Origin of the sequence: Kitasatospora albolonga, from assembly GCF_039535905.1 — a bacterium.
Taxonomy (GTDB): Bacteria; Actinomycetota; Actinomycetes; order Streptomycetales; family Streptomycetaceae; genus Kitasatospora; species Kitasatospora albolonga.
The window spans coordinates 99,559-118,790 of sequence record NZ_BAAAYB010000120.1 but is presented as its reverse complement, the minus strand read 5'-3'; the positions used below and the strand labels follow the sequence as shown (position 1 = coordinate 118,790).

General features: G+C 71.7%; 14 protein-coding genes. 8 read left to right on the top strand and 6 right to left on the bottom strand.

Annotated elements, in window-relative coordinates; all coding sequences use genetic code 11:
• Positions 1-269: 269 nt before the first annotated feature.
• The 4 genes from ABD946_RS29610 to ABD946_RS29595 all read left to right on the top strand — a co-directional run bounded on the left by ABD946_RS29610 (position 270) and on the right by ABD946_RS29595 (position 6,173).
• Positions 270-989, top strand: a complete 720-nt coding sequence (locus tag ABD946_RS29610; RefSeq protein ID WP_345288610.1) for a LuxR C-terminal-related transcriptional regulator — start codon at positions 270-272, stop codon at positions 987-989.
• A 261-nt stretch (positions 990-1,250) separates the two neighbouring features.
• Positions 1,251-2,525: an HRDC domain-containing protein gene (locus ABD946_RS29605; RefSeq protein WP_345288609.1), complete on the top strand. Its 1,275-nt coding sequence runs from the start codon at positions 1,251-1,253 to the stop codon at positions 2,523-2,525.
• A gap of 286 nt (positions 2,526-2,811) precedes the next feature.
• Entirely contained in the window at positions 2,812-4,029 is a 1,218-nt protein-coding gene (locus tag ABD946_RS29600) for a thiolase family protein (protein ID WP_345288608.1), read from the top strand.
• A gap of 2 nt (positions 4,030-4,031) precedes the next feature.
• Positions 4,032-6,173, top strand: coding sequence for a 3-hydroxyacyl-CoA dehydrogenase NAD-binding domain-containing protein (locus ABD946_RS29595; RefSeq protein ID WP_345288607.1), 2,142 nt, complete (start codon positions 4,032-4,034; stop codon positions 6,171-6,173).
• Positions 6,174-6,274: 101 nt separating this feature from the next.
• Here the strand turns inward: ABD946_RS29595 and ABD946_RS29590 are convergent, their stop codons facing one another.
• From ABD946_RS29590 to ABD946_RS29575, 4 genes are all read right to left on the bottom strand, one after another.
• A complete protein-coding gene (locus tag ABD946_RS29590; RefSeq protein ID WP_345288606.1) occupies positions 6,275-6,988 on the bottom strand; it encodes a 3-keto-alpha-glucoside-1,2-lyase-like domain-containing protein in 714 nt (237 codons plus the stop codon).
• Entirely contained in the window at positions 6,985-8,247 is a 1,263-nt protein-coding gene (wecB, locus tag ABD946_RS29585; RefSeq protein ID WP_345288605.1) for a non-hydrolyzing UDP-N-acetylglucosamine 2-epimerase, read from the bottom strand. The genes ABD946_RS29590 and wecB overlap by 4 nt, the downstream gene beginning before the upstream one ends.
• Before the next feature lie 109 nt (positions 8,248-8,356).
• Positions 8,357-9,601 (bottom strand): glycosyltransferase family 2 protein, encoded by a 1,245-nt coding sequence (locus ABD946_RS29580; RefSeq protein WP_345288604.1) that lies wholly within the window; start codon positions 9,599-9,601, stop codon positions 8,357-8,359.
• A complete protein-coding gene (locus tag ABD946_RS29575; protein ID WP_345288603.1) occupies positions 9,595-9,855 on the bottom strand; it encodes a hypothetical protein in 261 nt (86 codons plus the stop codon). Before ABD946_RS29575 ends, ABD946_RS29580 begins: the two co-directional genes overlap by 7 nt.
• A gap of 462 nt (positions 9,856-10,317) precedes the next feature.
• Here ABD946_RS29575 and ABD946_RS29570 point away from each other — a divergent pair, with 462 nt between their 5' ends.
• The 4 genes from ABD946_RS29570 to ABD946_RS29555 all read left to right on the top strand — a co-directional run bounded on the left by ABD946_RS29570 (position 10,318) and on the right by ABD946_RS29555 (position 15,415).
• A complete protein-coding gene (locus ABD946_RS29570) occupies positions 10,318-12,168 on the top strand; it encodes a DUF2334 domain-containing protein (RefSeq protein ID WP_345288602.1) in 1,851 nt (616 codons plus the stop codon).
• 77 nt (positions 12,169-12,245) lie between these two features.
• Positions 12,246-14,072 (top strand): glutamine--fructose-6-phosphate transaminase (isomerizing), encoded by a 1,827-nt coding sequence (gene glmS, locus ABD946_RS29565; protein ID WP_345288601.1) that lies wholly within the window; start codon positions 12,246-12,248, stop codon positions 14,070-14,072.
• A gap of 12 nt (positions 14,073-14,084) precedes the next feature.
• On the top strand, positions 14,085-15,050 hold the full coding sequence (locus tag ABD946_RS29560) for a Tat pathway signal sequence (RefSeq protein WP_345288600.1): 966 nt from the start codon (positions 14,085-14,087) through the stop codon (positions 15,048-15,050).
• Entirely contained in the window at positions 15,047-15,415 is a 369-nt protein-coding gene (locus tag ABD946_RS29555; protein WP_345288599.1) for a DUF6247 family protein, read from the top strand. Before ABD946_RS29560 ends, ABD946_RS29555 begins: the two co-directional genes overlap by 4 nt.
• On the opposite strand, the gene ABD946_RS29550 is transcribed toward ABD946_RS29555, so the two are convergent.
• Positions 15,405-16,922, bottom strand: a complete 1,518-nt coding sequence (locus ABD946_RS29550) for a glycosyltransferase family 39 protein (protein WP_345288598.1) — start codon at positions 16,920-16,922, stop codon at positions 15,405-15,407. The genes ABD946_RS29555 and ABD946_RS29550 overlap by 11 nt on opposite strands.
• Before the next feature lie 308 nt (positions 16,923-17,230).
• Positions 17,231-19,111, bottom strand: a complete 1,881-nt coding sequence (dxs, locus tag ABD946_RS29545) for a 1-deoxy-D-xylulose-5-phosphate synthase (protein WP_345288597.1) — start codon at positions 19,109-19,111, stop codon at positions 17,231-17,233.
• Positions 19,112-19,232 lie beyond the last annotated feature (121 nt).

Here is a 19,232-nt window from a genome sequence, read left to right as displayed (position 1 = left end):
CCTGCTGCCTGCTGTCAATTGACCGTCCGAATCCGCCCGGACAGGTCCCGAACATGTCGCGTCCTGTGCGATTTCAGGGCATGTCGCATCAGTCACCTGCGCGATTTGTCCGTATTGTTACTCACTAGATCGTGATCTTTCGCTAAAGCCGGGCACGGTTGATGCCGAAGGTGTCTGTGACCCTTTCCAAACGCGGAACACTCCGAGCGCCCCCATCGGCCAGAGGCGGCGACCAGGAGCTGGCCTCCGCCACTCCCCCAGGAGGCACGGTGTCGGTCCTTCTCGAACACCCCGCAAGCGTGGTCGCCTACCGTCCGACGAAGCCCACCGCCATGGTGGTCATCGCCGACCCCCGCGTCCGGAACACCGTCACCCGGCACCTGTGGGCGCTCGGTGTCCGTGACGTCATCGAGGTCTCCTCGATCGCCGAGGCCCGCCCCCGGGTCTCCACCCCCCGCGACATCTGCGTCGCCGACGTCCACCTCCCCGACGGCTCCGGCCTCACCATCCTCGCCGAGACCCGCGCCGCGGGCTGGCCCAACGGCCTGGCCCTGTCCGCCGCCGACGACATCGGCGCGGTCCGCTCCGCCCTCGCGGGCGGCGTGAAGGGGTACGTCGTCACCGGCACCCGCACCAACCTCGCCATGCCGGGCCGCCCCGGGCTGCCGATCGGCGCCGGCGGTCTCGCCGGGCGGATGCGGCGGCCGGGGATGCCCGGGATGCCGGGTGCGGCGGGTGCGCCGCACGGGGCTCCGGGCGCTCCCGGTGCGCCGGGCGTGCAGCCGACCACCTACCGGGAGCTGTCCGGGCGCGAGGTCGAGGTGCTCCGGCTCGTCGCCGAGGGCCAGTCCAACAAGGCGATCGGCGTCGCGATGGGGCTCTCCGCCCTCACCGTGAAGAGCCACCTGGCCCGGATCGCCCGCAAGCTCGGCACCGGCGACCGGGCCGGCATGGTCGCCGTCGCCCTCCGCACCGGCATCATCCACTGACGCCCCGTCACCCCCATCACCCCAGCTCGGGGCCCGGAGGAACGTTTCCCCTCCGGGCCCCTCTCGTTGTTCAGGGGAGGCAGGAAGCGCCCCGCAGGGGCGCGGGGAACTGCGCGCAGTGGAAAGGCAGCACCTGCAACCGGCTGACGTGCCTTCAGTTACAGGTGAGCCGCCTTCCGATTCGCGCCCCGCGGCGGAGCCGCACATCGGCGGAGCCCCGCGCCCCCAGAGGCATCACCTTGGTCCTCACCACCTCCGGGTATGCGGAGGGCGTCGTACCCTTGGTGGGTGACCGACGCCGTAGCCACCCCAGAAGAGACAGCCCCGGTCCCGCTCCTCGAGCCGAGGGAGGGGCTCCCACCCGTGGTGGCCGACGAGACCGCGCTCGCCGCGACCGTCGCCGCCTTCGAGGCGGGCACCGGCCCGGTCGCCGTCGACGCCGAGCGGGCCTCCGGCTACCGCTACGGCCAGCGCGCGTACCTGATCCAGCTCCGCCGCGCGGGCTCCGGCACGGCACTGATCGACCCGATCGCCTGCCCCGACCTCTCCGCGCTCGGCGAGGCCCTCGCCGACACCGAGTGGGTCGTGCACGCGGCCACCCAGGACCTGCCCTGCCTGGCCGAGGTCGGGATGAGGCCGAAGGTCCTCTTCGACACCGAGCTGGCCGGCCGGATCGCCGGGTTCCCCCGGGTCGGCCTCGGCCCGATGACGGAGAGCGTGCTCGGGCTGTCGCTGGCCAAGGAGCACTCGGCGGTGGACTGGTCCACCCGCCCGCTGCCCGAGCCGTGGCTGCGGTACGCCGCTCTGGACGTCGAGGTGCTGGTCGAGCTGCGCGACGCACTCGAACGGGAGCTGGACGGCCAGGGCAAGCTCGAGTGGGCCCGCGAGGAGTTCGCCGCCATCGCCGCCGCGCCGCGTCCGGCGCCGCGCACCGACCCCTGGCGCCGCACCTCCCAGCTGCACAAGGTCCGCCGCCGCCGGCAGCTGGCCGCCGTCCGCGAGCTCTGGCTGGCCCGCGACCAGGCCGCCCGCGACCGGGACGTCTCGCCGGGCCGGGTGCTCTCCGACGCGGCGATCGTCAACGCCGCGCTCGCCATGCCGCTGAACGCTCCGGCGCTGCAGGCCGTGCAGGGCTTCGGCCCCCGGGTGAACCGCCGTCAGTTGGACCTCTGGCTGGCCGCGTTGCAGCGGGCCCGGGAGATCCCGGAGAACGAGCTGCCGCCGGCCACCGCGCCGCACGACGGGCCGCCGCCGCCGCGCGCCTGGGCGGAGAAGGACCCGCTGGCCGCCGCCCGGCTCTCCGGGGCGCGGGCCGCCGTCACGGCGCTGGCCGAGCAGCACCACCTGCCGGCCGAGAACCTGATCACCCCGGACCTGGTCCGCCGCGTCTCCTGGGAGCCCCCGGTCCCCGCCGACACCGACTCGGTCATCGCGGCCTTCCGCCGCCTCGGCGCCCGCAAGTGGCAGACCGAGGTGATCGGCGCGGCCGTCGCCAAGGCCTTCGCCGAAGCCAAGGTGGCCGCCCCCGAGGCCTAGACACGAGGCCCAGTTGCAAGCGCTCAGGGGCGCGAGGAACTGCGCGCAGGGGAACGGCAGCACCTGCAACTGGCTGACGACGGGTCAGTTGCAGGTGAGCCGCCTTCCGCCTCGCGCAGTTCCTCGCGCCCCTGAGCGCTTGCAACTGACCGTGAGCGAGGACACATGCCGTGGGGCTATGGGCAAGGTAGTTACCGGCGGGTAGCATGGCCGGTGAAGCAGCGCCGCCTCCCCGTCGTGGGTCGAGGTCTGCACCCACCTGTCGTGTCCCCTGGAGGAGAGCCCCGTGCCTCGTACCTCGAGGGACGTCGTCTTCGTCGATGGCGTCCGCACCCCGTTCGGCAAGGCCGGCCCGAAGGGCATCTACCACGAGACCCGCGCCGACGACCTGGTCGTCAAGTGCATCCGTGAGCTCGTGCGCCGCAACCCGAACCTGCCGACCGAGCGGATCGACGAGGTCGCCATCGCGGCCACGACCCAGATCGGCGACCAGGGCCTGACCATCGGCCGCACCGCCGCGCTGCTCGCCGGCCTGCCGAAGTCCGTCCCGGGCTACGCGATCGACCGCATGTGCGCCGGTGCGCTGACCGCCGTCACCACCACCGCGGGCGGCATCGCCTTCGGCGCGTACGACATCGTCGTCGCGGGTGGCGTGGAGCACATGGGCCGGCACCCGATGGGCGAGGGCGTGGACCCGAACCCGCGCTTCGTCTCGGAGAAGCTGGTCGACGAGTCGGCGCTGTTCATGGGGATGACGGCGGAGAACCTGCACGACCGGTTCCCGCACATCACCAAGGAGCGTTGCGACGCCTACGCCGTCCGCTCCCAGGAGAAGGCCGCCAAGGCCTACGTCAACGGCGACATCCAGCCGGACCTGGTGCCGATCGCGATCCGCAACACCAACTCCGAGATCGGCGAGACCGGTTGGGGCCTGGCCACCACCGACGAGCCGATGCGCCCGGGCACCACCATGGAGAGCCTGGCCGGTCTCAAGACCCCGTTCCGTCCGCACGGCAACATCACCGCGGGCAACTCGGCCGGTCTGAACGACGGTGCCACCGCCTCCCTGCTGGCGGCCGAGGACGTCGCCGAGGAGCTCGGCCTGCCGGTCAAGATGCGCCTGGTGAGCTTCGCCTTCGCGGGCGTCGAGCCCGAGGTCATGGGCATCGGCCCGGTGCCGGCGACCGAGAAGGCGCTGGCCAAGGCCGGTCTGACGATCGACGACATCCAGGCCTTCGAGGTCAACGAGGCCTTCGCCGTCCAGGTGCTGGCCTTCCTGGACCACTACGGCATCGCGGACGACGACGAGCGGGTCAACCCGTACGGCGGCGCCATCGCGTTCGGCCACCCGCTGGCCTCCTCGGGCGTGCGCCTGATGAACCAGCTGGCCCGCCGCTTCGAGCAGCGCCCGGACGTCCGGTACGGCCTGACCACCATGTGCATCGGCTTCGGCATGGGCGGCACCATCATCTGGGAGAACCCGCACTTCGAGGGTGGTAAGTGACCATGAGCACCACTGAGCTGCTGAAGCGCGCCGCCGAGCTGTTCCCCGGCGAGGTCGTCACCACCGCCCACGTGCGCCACCTGGAGCTGCCGTACGGCGCCGGGCGGATCGCGCTGATCACCCTGGACAACGGCTTCGACCACACCAAGCCGACCACCTTCGGCCCGGGCTCGCTGGCCAAGCTGTCCGAGGCGCTGGACCAGGTCGAGGCGGAGGCCGCCGAGGGCGCGGTCAAGGCCGTCGCGATCACCGGCAAGCCGTTCATCTTCGCGGTCGGCGCCGACCTCAAGGGCGTCGAGGTGCTCAAGGAGCACAGCGACGCGCTGGCCATCGGCAAGGGCGGCCACGACGTCTTCAAGCGGATCGCCGCGCTGCCGGTCCCGACCTTCGCGTTCTACAACGGCGCGGCCATGGGCGGCGGTGTCGAGGTCGGCCTGCACGCCACCTACCGCACCGTCAGCTCGGGCGTCCCGGCGTTCTCGCTGCCCGAGGTCTTCCTCGGCCTGGTCCCCGGCTGGGGCGGCTGCACCCTGCTGCCGAACCTGATCGGCCCGCAGAAGGCCGTCAAGGTCATCGTCGAGAACTCGATGGCGCAGAACAAGCAGCTCAAGGGCAAGGAGGTGTTCGAGCTCGGCATCGCGGACGCGATCTTCGAGCCGGCCGACTTCCTGGAGCAGTCCCTGGGCTGGGCCGCCAAGGTCCTCAACGGCGACGTGGTCGTCGAGCGCGAGGAGTTCGACCGGGGCAAGGCCTGGGACGACGCCGTCACCTGGGGCCGCTGGGTCGCCGACGCCAAGGTGAGCGGCGCCGCGCCGGCCGCCTACAAGGCGCTGGACATCATCCAGCAGGTCAAGACTGGTATTTCTAACAGCGCGGACCTGCAGGCCGGCTTCGACGCCGAGGACGCGGCGCTGGCCGACCTGATCATGAGCGGCGAGCTGCGCAGCGGCCTGTACGCCTTCAACCTGGTGCAGCGCCGGGCCAAGCGCCCGTTCGGCGCGCCGGACAAGTCGCTGGCCCGTCCGGTCTCCAAGATCGGTGTCGTCGGCGCCGGTCTGATGGCCTCTCAGCTGGCCCTGCTGTTCGCCCGCCGGATGGAGGTGCCGGTCGTCCTGACCGACATCGACCAGGAACGGATCGACAAGGGCGTGGGCTACGTCCACGCCGAGATCGACAAGCTGCTCGGCAAGGGCCGGATCGGCAACGACAAGGCCAACAAGCTCAAGGGCCTGGTCACCGGTCACCTGGACAAGGCCGTGGCCTTCGGCGACGCGGACTTCGTGATCGAGGCCGTGTTCGAGGAGATGGGCGTCAAGCAGAACGTGCTGGCGGAGCTGGAGGCGGTGGTCTCGCCGACCACCATCCTGGCCACCAACACCTCCTCGCTCTCGGTCTCCGAGATGGCCTCCAAGCTCCAGCACCCGGAGCGCGTGGTCGGCTTCCACTTCTTCAACCCGGTCGCGATCCTCCCGCTGCTGGAGATCGTCCGGGCCGAGAAGACCGACGACGGCTCGCTGGCCACCGCCTTCGCGGTCGCCAAGAAGCTGAAGAAGACCGCGGTGCTGACCAAGGACGCCCCGGCGTTCGTGGTGAACCGCATCCTGACCCGCTTCATGGGCGAGATCCAGGGGATCATCGACGAGGGCACCTCGTTCGAGACGGTCGAGGCCGCGGTCAAGCCGCTCGGCCTGCCGATGTCCCCGATCGCGCTGCTGGAGCTGGTCGGCCCGGCCATCGCCCTGCACGTGTCGGAGACCCTGCACGGCGCCTTCCCGGAGCGGTTCTCGGTCTCCGAGAACCTCGGCCGGGTGGTCAAGGCCGGCAAGCGCGGCTTCTACGTCTGGGAGGACGGCAAGCAGGTCCTCGACCCCGAGGTCCTGGAACTGCTGACCTTCGGCGACTCCGTCCTGACGGAGGAGCAGGTGCGCGCCCGCGCCCTGGAGGCCGTCGCGCAGGAGATCGGCCTGATGCTGGACGAGGGCGTCGTCGGCGAGGCGCAGGACATCGACCTGTGCATGATCACCGGCGCCGGCTGGCCGTTCCACCTGGGCGGGATCACCCCGTACCTGGACCGCGAGGGCGTCTCCGAGCGGGTCAACGGCAAGAAGTTCCTGGCTCCCGGCCTGGCTTCGGTCCCGGAGTAGTCAGCACGTCCTGACGCACCGTCGGGCGGCACCCCTGTGCGGGGGGGGTGCCGCCCTTCGGCGTTCCCGGAGCCCGTCCGACCGGCTCTGTCCGACCGGCTCTAGCCGGCCACCACGTGGCGGAACTCGGCCCGGGCGTCCTCGGTGTAGAGGCCGTACCTGCCTTCCGGGTAGGGGCGTTCGGTGTCGGTGAAGGTGACCAGCCGGTGGCGGTCGACCAGCACCGTGACGGTGTCGCCGCGCTGGCGGACCTCCACCGTGTGCCAGCGGCCGACCGGGTACTGCGGCGGGCCGGTGGCCAGGAAGCGCTGGTGGCCCGGGTAGGCCGGGTCCTCCTTGCCGAGCTCCCAGCCGGTGGGCTTGAGGGCCAGGTAGTAGAAGTGCCGGGGGTCGGTGTAGTGCCAGACCACCCAGGCCGTCTCCCAGGTGTTGGGGGTCGGGGTGCGCAGCTGCTCGGCGGTGCGCACGCCCAGGCTCAGGGTGAGGTCGGAGCGGGTCTCGGTGGAGACCACCAGGGCGGCGTGCGTCTCGTCCGGGACGGTGGCCGGGCGCGGGGCCAGGACCAGCAGGTCGCCCCGGGCCCCGACGGTGCCCTCGCCGTTGAAGACCGCGACCCACGGCCCGTGCACCGAGCCCTCCGGCCAGGTGGTGAAGCCGGGCCGGGCCGGGCCGGCCAGCACGGCGGTGGCGACGGCGGCCAGCGCGAGCAGCACGGCGACCAGGGCCGTCCGCAGGCCGCTCGGCCGGCCGGGCGGCCGGCCGGGCGGGGCGGGGCCGGCCGCGCGGACCGGCGGCTGGCCGGTGGTCACGGTCACCAGTCCACCAGCGAGACGTCGGGCTGCAGTTGGTGGGGCAGCGGTCCGACGCAGTCCTGGGTCAGCCGCTCGACGATCCGCCGGGCGGCGTAGCCGTCGCCGAAGGGGCTGGGGGCGGCGGCCATGCCCTGGTAGTCGGCCGGGTCGTCCAGCAGCGCGTTGGCGGCGGCGTGGATGGCGTCGGGCTCGACGCCGACCAGGCGGGCCGCGCCGGCCGTGACCACCTCGGGGCGTTCGGTGGTGGTGCGCAGGACCAGCACCGGCTTGTCGAGGCTGGGCGCCTCCTCCTGGACCCCGCCGGAGTCGGTGAGCACCAGTTCGCAGGCGGCCAGCGAGGCGGTGAAGTCGAAGTAGTCCAGCGGCCCGGTGAGGGTGACGTGCGGCTCGTGGCCGAGCGCGGACTCCAGCACGTCCCGGACGGCGGGGCTGCGGTGCACCGGGAGCAGGATCTCCACGTCGCCGCGCCGGGCCAGCCGCTGCAGGGTGGCGGCCATCATCCGCATCCGGTCGCCCTGGTTCTCCCGGCGGTGCAGGGTGACCAGCACGCCGCGCCGGCCGGTGCGGAAGGCGGAGCGGCCGACGTGGCGGCGGCGCACCCAGAGCAGGTTGTCGATCACGGTGTTGCCGGTGACGTGCACCGCGTCGGGCGGCACGCCCTCGGCCCGCAGCCGGTGGGCGGCCCGCTCGGTGGGGGCGAAGTGCCAGCGGGTCATGGTGGAGACCAGGCGCCGGTTGAGCTCCTCCGGGAAGGGGTCGTCCAGCACGCCGCTGCGCAGCCCGGCCTCCACGTGGGCGACCGGGATCCGTTCGTAGAAGGCGGCCAGCGCCCCGCACAGGGTGCTGGAGGTGTCGCCCTGCACGATCACCAGGTCGGGCTCCTCGTGGCGCAGCACCTCGCCGAGGCCGTCGACCAGGCGGGCGGTGAGCGCGGAGAGCTGCTGTCTGTCGCGCATCACGTCGAGGCTGTGACGGGCCGTCAGGTGCAGCCGGTGGAGCATGGGTTCGAGCATCTCGCGGTGCTGGCCGGTGTTGACCAGCACCGGTTCGAAGTGGGGCGAGGCGTCCAGGGCCCGGACCACGGGAGCGAGCTTGACCGCCTCGGGCCGGGTGCCGAGCACCACCGCGGCACGCAGCCGGGGGGAGCCCGCCGGCCGGGCCGAGCCGTTGAGCGGGGCGGAGCCGTTGAGCGGGGCCGGGCCGTCGAGCGGGGCCGAGCCGTTGGGCCGGTGGGAGCCGTTGACGTGCAGCGGTTCGGACATGGTGACCTACTTGGGCAGCGGAAGGCACGGGCCGGCCGGCTCCGGCGGGAGCACGGCGCGACGCGTCGGACAGAGGGGGTGCCCGGGGGGACCAGCCGCTGACGCGGGGTCAGGTCCGGGCGGTCTTCAGCCAGCCGGTGCGGCCTCGGACGGTGCGGCCGACGGCCCACCAGCCGGCGGCGAACCAGAGGTAGCCGTAGCCGACGAAGAGGTGGGCCAGCAGGAGGCAGCGCCACCAGCCGAGTTCGCCCTCCCGCTGCCGGTACACGTGCGCGTAGGCGTAGGCGGGGGCGAAGGCGAGCAGGTACAGCGGGATCAGCCAGTAGGGCGAGAAGGTGCTGTGGCCCGCCGCGAGGGAGTCGGTGAGGAAGCCGACGGCTCCGGCCAGGAAGGCCAGCGGGAGCAGCGAGGTGAGCAGCAGCAGGGCCGGGCTGGAGAGGTGGTAGACCAGGTCCGCGGCGGCCCGGCCGGGGATCTCCCGGAGCACCATCGGGACCAGCCGGGTGGCCTGGATGTGGCCCTGGAACCAGCGGGAGCGCTGGCGGACCAGCGGGCGGACCGCGAGCACGGCCTGCTGGTGCACGGCGGCGGTGGCGCAGTACTCGTTGCGCCAGCCGGCCGCGAGCAGCCGGATGCCCAGGTCGAGGTCCTCGGTGAGGCGGTCGCTCCAGGGCTCGGGGCCGAGCGAGCGCAGCGCGCTGAGGCGCATGAACTGCCCGTTCCCGCCCATCCCGACGCTGCCGATGTGGCGGCGCCCGGACTGGAAGACGTCGGTGTAGACGACGAACTCCATGTCCTGCATCCGGCAGAGCAGCCGGTCCTCGCGGTTGTACATCCGCACGCCGATCTGGACGGCGCCGGTGGCCGGGTCGTCGAAGAACCGGTCGGCCTGGTCGACCGCGCCCGGCTCCAGCCGGCCGTCGGCGTCCAGCACGCAGACCACCACGTCCTCGGGGTCGGTGCCGGCCAGCAGGCCGGACGAACCCAGGTGCCGCAGGCCGTCGTTGAGCGCCGCGCCCTTGCCGCGGCGGGCGTTCGGCAGGTGCCGCTGGTGCAGCAGCACCCGGGACGGGTCCGCGGCGCGGACGATCTCGGCGGTGCGGTCGTCCGAGGCGTCGTCGACCACCAGCACCAGCACGTCCTGCCGGGGCAGGGACATCAGCCGGCGCAGGCTCTCGGCCAGCACCCGCTCCTCGTTGAGGCAGGCGAGCAGGAAGACGTACCGCCGGCGGTGCGGGTCGTCCGTCGCTGTGGGCCGGACGACCCGCCGGGACAGCACGAACATCCCGGTGTTGTACGCCAGCGCCGTCACGATGACGGCGGTGGAGAGTCCGAGCAGGACGGCCGTCAGCACGACGCACCCCGCCGGACGGCGGTGGCCCCGGCGACCTCGGAGGGCACCGCGTGGGGCTCGGCCGGGCCCTGCCGGGAACGGCGGTGGCGGACCACCAGGCCGTACAGCAGCAGGAGCAGGCCGACCACGACGTACAGGCCGAAGCCGGCACCGGCGATCTCCAGCAGCAGCCGGGCCAGTTCGGACCCGGAGGCGCCGGAGGGCAGGACGGACGCCGCACTGAAGCAGACTCCGCTGCTGGCTCCGCAGTTCACGTACATGGGAGATCAACCCCGGCGGAATGCGACCGGATGCCGGCCGATGACACGGCTCTCGCGCTCGCGGTGGAGGGGTCGGTCTCGCCATTCACTCCCCGAGCCGGGAAAGGCGACCGTCTGCCGACTCGGATCTTCGCGCGCCCCATGGGGACTTTCACGAACAATTTAACACGGGTGGGGTGGACCTTCAATGAATGAATTCCATCCTTTGCTACTCGCGGGAAGGGATTGACACCCACCCGCGCCGGTGCCAGTGTCGGGTGTACCGCCTGTGCTGCGGCTGGACGGTGTTGACGTCGCGTCAGCGCCAGATCCCCGCGACTCCAGGCCGGTTCTACGGTGCCGTTCCGCGCGCCAGCCGGCCTTCTGTGTAGAGACGCCGGGAGAGAACGCCGCCGGGCATTCCCGTATCCATGGCTTGAACACACATCGCCAGGGGCTGTCATGCCTGTGCATTCAATGAGCCGTAAGCGGGGCCGGACGACGATCGTGGGGGCACTCGCCCTCGTCCTCAGCGTGGGATTCCTCCCGGTCGACTCCGCTTCCGCGAAAGCGCCGCCCGACCAGAAGAAGTCCCAGGAGTCCAAGAAACAGGACCGCGGTCCGACCGACCTCGGTGCCGCCTTCGGTGCCGAACAGAAGAAGGCCGACAAGAACCGGAAGCTGAATCCCCATCAGAAGCTGAAGAAGGCCACCGAACTCCAGGCCCTCCCGCAGGCCCTGGCCCAGGCCCCGGCCAACCCGCCGCCGAACACCGGCAAGAGCACGCTGGTGCTCTACGACACCGCCGGCCCGTACGGACACCTGGGCGAGCTGTACGCGATGACCACCGCCAACCTGGCCGGCCACTTCGGCAGCGTGACGCCGAAGCCGGTCTCCCAGTACCAGCCCGGTGAGGTCAACAACTACTCGGCCACGGTCTACTTCGGCTCCACCTACTACGGGGCCCCCGACACCAACGGCCAGCCGATCCCGGACGGCATCCCCACCTCCTTCTACACGGACGTGACCAGCACGACCAAGCCGGTGATCTGGCTCTACGACAACATCTGGAACCTGGCCAACCAGGTCGGCCCCGCGAACTTCTCGGCCGCCTACGGCTGGGACCCGACCAACTCCTACTTCAACTACAACTCGATCACCTCGGTCGGCTACAAGGGCCAGCAGCTCAGCCGTGACCCGCTGAACGGCGGCGGCGTGCTGGGCGAGACCATCACCGACCCGGCGAAGGTGAACGTGCTCGCCTCCTCCACCGACTCCACCGGGGCCACCGTCCCGTGGGCGGTCCGCTCGAACAACCTCACCTACATCGGCGACGTCCCGTTCTCCTACGTGAGCGCCAACGACCGGGTGATGATCTTCAGCGACCTGCTCTTCGACGCCCTCGCGCCCCAGACCGCCGAGCGGCACCGGGCGATGGTGCGGTTGGAGGACATCAGCCCCGCCGACGACCCGGTCGCGCTGACCGCGATGGGCCAGTGGCTGAAGTCGCAGAACATCCCGTTCAGCTTCGGCGTCATCCCGGTCTACACCGACCCCAAGGGCACCTACAACAACGGCCGGGCGGAGACCATCCGGCTCTCCCGGACGCCCGCGATGATCACGGCGATCAGGTCGCTGATCAACAACGGCGGCACGATGCTCATGCACGGCTACACGCACCAGTACTCGAACATCGCCAACCCGTACGACGGCGTCAGCGGTGACGACTTCGAGTTCTACCGGGCCCAGTGCTCGGTGACCCAGTACCCGCCGTACCAGTTCCGGGCCCCGTGCCAGAACACCGACTGGGTCATCCACCAGGGCCCCGTGCCCAACGACTCCAGCACCTACGCGCTGAACCGGATCAACTCGGCCGCCCTGGAGTTCACCCTCTCCGGCCTGCCGGTGCCGACCATCTTCGAGTTCCCGCACTACGCCGGCTCCGCCGTCGACTACCGGGCCCTCGAACCGCGGTTCGCCGCCCGCTACGAGCGCTCGCTGTACTTCGGCGGCGTGCTCAGCGGCAAGCCGATCGACTACTCGATGATCATCGGCCAGTTCTTCCCGTACCCCGTGCGGGACGTCTACGGCGAGACCGTGCTGCCGGAGAACCTCGGCAACTACGAGCCCGAGATGTCCAACAACAACCCGCCCAGGCTGCCGGCCGACATGATCAACTCGGCCAAGCTGAACCTGGTGGTGCGGGACGGCTACGCCAGCTTCTTCTACCACCCGTCCTACGGTCTGAGCGCCCTTCAGCAGACCGTCAACGGGATCAAGGCGCTCGGCTACACCTTCGCCTCCCCCGCCACCGTCCTCGCTCCCTGACGGAGCACCAGCCCGGTTGCCGGCCCGCTCGTCCGGGCCGGCGACCGGGACCCTTTTACCGAGAGGCTCTGGTTCCGATGTGCGGAATCGTGGGTTACACAGGGGGACGCGCGGCCCTGGACGTCGTCCTGGACGGGCTGGAGCGGCTGGAGTACCGGGGGTACGACTCGGCCGGGATCACCGTCCAGGCGGCGGGCGGGCTGGCCACCGGCAAGCGGGCCGGGAAGCTGGTCAACCTGCGCAAGGCCCTGGCCGACGACCCGCTGCCGGAGGCCGCGGTCGGCATCGGTCACACCCGGTGGGCGACGCACGGCGGTCCGACGGACCTGAACGCGCATCCGCACCTGGACGACGACCGGCGGGTGGCGGTGGTGCACAACGGGATCATCGAGAACTTCGCCGCCCTCCGCTCCGAACTGGCCGCCCGCGGGCACGTGTTGCGCTCGGAGACGGACACCGAGGTGGTGGCGCATCTGTTGGGGGAGGTGTTCGCGGGGGATCTGGCCGAGGCGATGCGGGTGGTGTGCCGGCGTCTGGAGGGTGCGTTCACGCTGGTGGCGGTGCACGCGGACCAGCCGGGTGTGGTGGTGGGTGCACGGCGGAACTCTCCGCTCGTCGTCGGTAGGGGTGCGGGGGAGAACTTCCTGGCCTCGGACGTGGCGGCGTTCATCGCGTTCACGCGGGAGGCGGTGGAGCTGGGGCAGGACCAGGTGGTGGAGCTGCGGGCCGACGGGGTGTCGGTGACGGACTTCCAGGGGCGGCCGGCGGTGGTGCGGGAGTACCACGTGGACTGGGACGCCTCGGCGGCGGAGAAGGGGGGCTACGACTACTTCATGCTGAAGGAGATCGCCGAGCAGCCGAAGGCGGTGGCGGACACCCTGCTCGGGCGGATCGGCACCGACGGACAGCTGACGATGGGTGAACTGGCCCTGGAACTGGGCCCGGTGGAGAAGGTGGTGATCGTCGCCTGCGGCACGGCCTACCACGCGGGGGCGATCGCCAAGTACGCCATCGAGCACTGGACGCGTCTGCCCTGCGAGGTGGAAGTGGCCTCGGAGTTCCGGTACCGGGACCCGATCCTGGACCGGCGGACGCTGGTGATCGCGATCTCGCAGTCCGGCGAGACGATGGACACCCTGATGGCCTTGCGGCACGCGCGCGAGCAGGGCGCGAAGGTACTGGCGATCTGCAACACCAACGGCTCCACCATCCCCCGCGAGTCCGACGCGGTGCTCTACACCCACGCCGGGCCGGAGGTGGCGGTCGCCTCGACCAAGGCCTTCCTCACCCAGCTGGTCGCCTGCTACCTGATCGCCCTGCACCTCGGACAGGTCCGGGGCACCGCACCGGACCCGGCCGGTCTGGTCGGCCAGCTCTGCGCGGCGCCCGCCCAGGTCGGCCGGGTGCTGCACACCATGGAGCCGGTACGGGCCCTGGCCCGCTCGCTCGCCGACGCGCACGCGGTGCTCTTCCTCGGCCGGCACGTCGGGTACCCGGTGGCGCTGGAAGGGGCCTTGAAGCTCAAGGAGCTGGCGTACATGCACGCCGAGGGCTTCGCGGCCGGCGAGCTCAAGCACGGCCCGATCGCCCTGATCGAGGACGGGCTGCCGGTCATCGTGGTGGTGCCCTCGCCGCGCGGGCACTCGGTGCTCCACGAGAAGATCGTCTCCAACATCCAGGAGATCCGCGCCCGCGGCGCCCGCACCATCGTCATCGCCGAGGAGGGCGACCACGCCGTCGCCCCCTACGCGGACCACCTGATCCGCATCCCGGCCACCCACGGCCTCCTCCAGCCCCTGGTGGCCACCGTCCCGCTCCAGGTCTTCGCCTGCGAGCTGGCCACCGCCAAGGGCCACGAGGTCGACCAGCCCCGCAACCTCGCCAAGTCCGTCACCGTCGAGTAGGGAGCACCTCCGATGCGCAGCGGCCGTCGCCACCTCACCGTCGCGGTGAGCTGCCTCGGCCTGCTGCTCAGCTGCTCCACCCCCGCAGGGATGCCCGCCGAGGTGCCCGTCACCACCGCTCCCCCGGCCCGGACGCTGCCCGACACCCTGTACGGCGTCACCCTGGACGACGTCTCCCGGCTGCCCCAACTGACCGCCTCGCTCCGCGACCTGCCGCAGCGTCCGACCGCCCGGATCGTCTTCGACCCGGGCACCGCCCCGGCCGACTACGCCGGGGCCGTCGCCGCCCTGCGGCCCGTCGGCTACCTGATGGGCCTGCCGATGGACTCCACCGCCGTGGCCGGCACCTCCCTGACGGAGCATCACGACCGCACCGCCGCGCTGCTGGCCGCCTACGGCGGGCAGATCGACCTCTGGGAGGTCGGCAACGAGGTCAACGGCGGCTGGCTCGGCCCCGCCGAGCAGGTCAGCGCCAAGGTGACCGACGCCTACCGCCAGGTGGTCGCGGCGGGCGGGCGGACCGCCCTCACCCTGTACTACAACCCCGGCTGCGCCGAGGACCCCGGGCACGAGATGCTGCCGTGGGCCCGGGCCAACCTGCCGCGGGAGCTCCGGGACGGCCTGGACGTCCTGCTGGTCTCCTACTACGAGGACGACTGCAACGGCTACCGCCCGCCGCTCGCCGAGTGGAACGCCGTCTTCACCGAACTGGCCGGCCTCTTCCCGCACGCGCGGGTGGGCTTCGGCGAGATCGGCCTCGCCGACCGGCGGGCCACCGAGGACCGCAAGGCCGAGCAGCTCACCCACTACTACACCCTGCCGGTCACCGCACCGCGCTACCTGGGCGGTCACTTCTGGTGGTACTACGCCGAGGACATGCTGCCGTACCCGCCGGCCAACTCCCTGTGGGCGGCCCTGGCCACGGCGATCGCACCGCCGGTCGGCACCGCCCCGCTCACGCAAGGACCAGAACGATGAGCACCGTCACAGCCCCCGCCGAACCTGCCCCGCTGGAGGACGCCTCCTTCGCCGCCATCCGGGCCGTCATCACCTCCGTCGCCCCCTACCGCCTGCTGGAGCTGGAGCGCGAACGCGACCAGGCGTTCACCCGGGCGCTCGGCGCCGACAGCCTGGTGCCGGTGCACGACTTCCTGGAGCGCTGGCGGAGCGTCGCCGCCGTCGAACGCGACCTCGCCACCGCCGCCCGGCTGCACCTGGCCGAGTGCTCCGCCCGCTCCGGCCAGGACCCGGACGAACGCCGCGAGAGCGCCCTGGAGATCGCCGCCGTACTGCTCACGGTGGCCGCCGAGCTCACGGCGCCCGAGCGGCGGGCTAGCGCTTGAGGCGGTAGATCACGGTGTCGGCGTTGACCCCGACCACCTCGTAGCGGGTGTCGAGGAGGTTCTCGATCTTCGGGATGTGGACGGGCTGGTACGGGGAGCGGCCGGAGTCGTCGACGACGATCTCGGGGAGGCCCTTGGTGGCGAGCTCCTGGTCGAAGGTCTGCCAGGCGTCGGCCATGCTGTACTGCTCGCCGACGTCCTTGCCGTCCTTGCCGCCGCTGAAGTTGGTGAGGAAACCGGCCGTCAGGTAGCGGGTGACGGGGCGTCGGTCGGCCAGCCAGTAGAGCTCCGGGTGCATGCCCCAGACCAGCACGGTGTCCTTGGCCGTGGTCTGCTCGGCGATGGTGCTGGCGACCTGGCTGGTGTGGTCCATCCGCTGGCCGGGCCAGAAGACCGCGAGGGCGCAGAACGCGAAGGAGGCGACCGAGCTGTAGACCAGCACGGGCCTCCAGCGGATCTTCGAGGTGGCCACCGCGCCAGTGCCCAGCAGCACCAGCGGGGGCATCAGCTGCAGGTAGTAGTGGCCGAAGAAGTGGAAGCCGGTGGAGACCGCGACCACCGAGGAGAGCAGCCAGACCCAGAGGTCCGAGCTCGATCCGTGCTCCTCGCCCCGGGGCGAGGGCAGCGCGCGGTGACGCAGCCTCAGCCAGAGGCGGTGGCCGACCGGGGCCAGGAAGCCGAGGCCGGCCGCCAGCAGGATGGCCGAGTTGCCGAGCGCGCGGCCGGTCATCTGGAGCCAGGCGCCGCCCAGCGAGGCGTAGTCGCCGCTGCCGGTCACCACCCAGAAGAGGAAGCCCTTGGGATTGGTGAGGATCACCGCGACCAGCGTTATCGGCAGCGCGAAGCCGAAGCAGATCTTGAACAGCGCCGGCTGCCAGCGCACCCCGCGCAGCCGGGCGTCCTGGAGCAGCATCCAGAGCACCGGGAGCATCACCGCCCCGCCGGTCTGCTTGGTCAGCGAGCAGAGCGCCACCGCGATCCCGGCCGCCAGCCAGCGGCGGCGCTCGGCGTACCGGAACGCGGCCACCATCGCGGGCAGCATGAAGACCTCGAAGGTGGCCGCCTGGGTGTCCTCCGGGGAGAGGCCGATCGAGACCAGGAGGTAGAGCGCGCCGGCCGCGCCGCCGGCCCGGTTGCCCCAGCGGCCGCGGGCGATCGAGGCCAGCAGGATCGCGGTGACCAGGTGGGCGACGATCGCCAGGGTGCGGAGCGGCCAGAGCGAGGCCGAGCCGAAGAGTGCGAAGCAGGCCTCGTACAGCCAGGGCAGCAGGGGCGGCTTGCGGTCCACCACGGTGTCGTAGAGGACGCCGCCGTCGGCCAGCATGCGGGCCTGGGTGGCGAGGTAGCCCTCGTCCGGGCTCCACACGGGGCGGAGGAAGGACGGGATGTGCGTGACCGTCGCCAGTACGGCGAGCACCGGGACCAGTCTGGTCCAGTAGCCCGTCCGGACGCGCTCGGGCAGCCGCCCGGTCAGGGCGGCGAACTGACGGGCCAGGGCAACGGACACGAGGGACAACCTACCGGGCGGCTCTGCCGGGGGCGGTGCCGGTCCGGCCATTCGATGTGACGATCCGACAGAAGTGTGACGCGCGGCACTGTGCGGGCGCGACGGATTATTTTCGGACAGTGCGCACGCGGAGCGCCCGCCGGTGCTCGGGCTGCGCCACCAGGGGCGCGAGGAACTGCGCGGGTCGGAAGGCGGCGCACCTGCAACTGACCCACCATCAGCCAGTTGCAGGTGCTGCCGTTCCCCTGCGCGCAGTTCCTCGCGCCCCTGGGTCGCTGCCTTCCGGAGCTGCCCGCCCGCGCTCTACCTCAGACGGAGGCGCCCGAGCGGGCCAGGGTGTCGGCGACCTTGGTGGCGATGGCCGGGGCGGTGAGGCCGATCTCGGCCAGGATCTGGTCGCGGGTGGCGTGGTCGAGGAACTCCTGCGGGATGCCGAAGTCGCGCAGCGGGACGTCGACCTCGGCGTCGCGCAGGGCCTGGGCGATCATCGAGCCGACGCCGCCGGCCCGGCCGTTGTCCTCGACCGTGACGACCAGGCGGTGCTCGGCGGCCAGGCCGGGCAGGGCCGGGTCGACCGGCTTGACCCAGCGCGGGTCGACCACGGTGGTGGCGATGCCGCGCTCGGCCAGCAGGTCGGCGACGGCCAGGCAGGTGGTGGCCATCGCGCCGACCGAGACGATCAGCACCTCGGGGTCCTCGTCGCGGCGGAGCACGTCCATGCCGCCGACCGTGCCGACCGCCGGGACAGCCGGGCCGACGGTGCCCTTGGAGTAGCGGACCACGGTCGGCGCGTCGTCCACCTCGACCGCCTCGCGCAGCTGGGCGCGGAGCTGGTCGGCGTCGCGCGGGGCGGCGAGCCGCAGGCCGGGGACGACCTGGCAGATCGACATGTCCCACATGCCGTTGTGGGAGGCGCCGTCGGTGCCGGTGACGCCGGCCCGGTCGAGCACGAAGGTGACGCCCAGCTTGTGCAGGGCGACGTCCATCAGGACCTGGTCGAAGGCCCGGTTGAGGAAGGTCGCGTAGACCGCGAAGACCGGGTGCAGGCCACCGGTGGCCAGGCCGGCCGCCGAGACGGCGGCGTGCTGCTCGGCGATGCCGACGTCGAAGATCCGGTCCGGGAAGGCCTCGGCGAACGGGGCCAGGCCGACCGGGTGGAGCATCGCGGCGGTGATGCCGACGATGTCCTGGCGCTCGCGGCCGAGCTCGACCATCTCCTCGGCGAAGACCGAGGTCCAGTCCTTGCCGGCGCTCTTGATCGGCAGGCCGGTCTCGGGGTGGATCACGCCGACCGCGTGGAAGCGGTCCTCGTCGTTGTTCTCGGCGGCGTGGTAGCCGCGGCCCTTCTCGGTGAGGCAGTGCACGATCACCGGGCCGCCGAAGCCGCGCGCCTTGGTGAGGGCGGACTCCAGGGCGTTCAGGTCGTGGCCGTCGATCGGGCCGATGTACTTGAGGCCGAGGTCCTCGAACATGCCCTGCGGGGCGATGAAGTCCTTGAGGCCCTTCTTGGCACCGTGCAGGGTCTCGAACACCGGCCGGCCGACCACGGGGGTGCGCTGCAGCGCCTCCTTGCCCCAGGTCAGGAAGCGCTCGTAGCCCTGGGTGGTGCGCAGGGTGGCGAGGTGGTTGGCCAGGCCGCCGATGGTCGGGGAGTAGGAGCGCTCGTTGTCGTTGACGACGATGACGACCGGGCGGTCCTTGGCGTCGGCGATGTTGTTCAGCGCCTCCCAGGCCATGCCGCCGGTGAGCGCGCCGTCGCCGATCACCGCGACCACCGGGCGGTCGCCGTGGCCCTGGAGCTCGTTCGCCTTGGCCAGGCCGTCGGCGTAGCCGAGCACCGTGGAGGCGTGCGAGTTCTCGATCACGTCGTGCTCGGACTCGGCGCGGGACGGGTAGCCGGAGAGGCCGCCCTTCATCCGCAGCTCGGAGAAGTCCTGACGGCCGGTGAGCAGCTTGTGCACGTAGCTCTGGTGGCCGGTGTCGAACATGATCCGGTCGCGCGGGGAGTCGAAGACCCGGTGCAGCGCGATGGTGAGCTCGACCACGCCCAGGTTCGGCCCGAGGTGTCCGCCGGTCTTGGAGACCTCCTCGACCAGGAACGTCCGGATCTCTCCGGCCAGCTCGGCCAGCTGGGCGGGCGTGAGCCGGTCGAGATCGCGCGGTCCCCGAATGCGGGTCAGCAGGGCCACCCGTTCCTCCTCGTTCCGATTTTTTCTCGGGCCGCGTACGGCCGGACTGCCCGAGTCTAATGTCCGCCTGGCGGACGCTTGTCAGTGCGCCTGGGGTTGACCGGTGTTGACCGACATGACG

What these genes read in the sequence shown, in the direction of transcription:
- ABD946_RS29605 (WP_345288609.1), top strand. Translation starts at nt 1,251, where the DNA reads ATGCGGAGGGCGTCGTACCCTTGGTGGGTGACCGACGCCGTAGCCACC.
- ABD946_RS29595 (WP_345288607.1), top strand. Translation starts at nt 4,032, where the DNA reads ATGAGCACCACTGAGCTGCTGAAGCGCGCCGCCGAGCTGTTCCCCGGC.
- wecB (WP_345288605.1), bottom strand. Translation starts at nt 8,247, where the DNA reads ATGTCCGAACCGCTGCACGTCAACGGCTCCCACCGGCCCAACGGCTCG.
- ABD946_RS29570 (WP_345288602.1), top strand. Translation starts at nt 10,318, where the DNA reads ATGAGCCGTAAGCGGGGCCGGACGACGATCGTGGGGGCACTCGCCCTC.
- glmS (WP_345288601.1), top strand. Translation starts at nt 12,246, where the DNA reads ATGTGCGGAATCGTGGGTTACACAGGGGGACGCGCGGCCCTGGACGTC.
- ABD946_RS29560 (WP_345288600.1), top strand. Translation starts at nt 14,085, where the DNA reads ATGCGCAGCGGCCGTCGCCACCTCACCGTCGCGGTGAGCTGCCTCGGC.
- ABD946_RS29555 (WP_345288599.1), top strand. Translation starts at nt 15,047, where the DNA reads ATGAGCACCGTCACAGCCCCCGCCGAACCTGCCCCGCTGGAGGACGCC.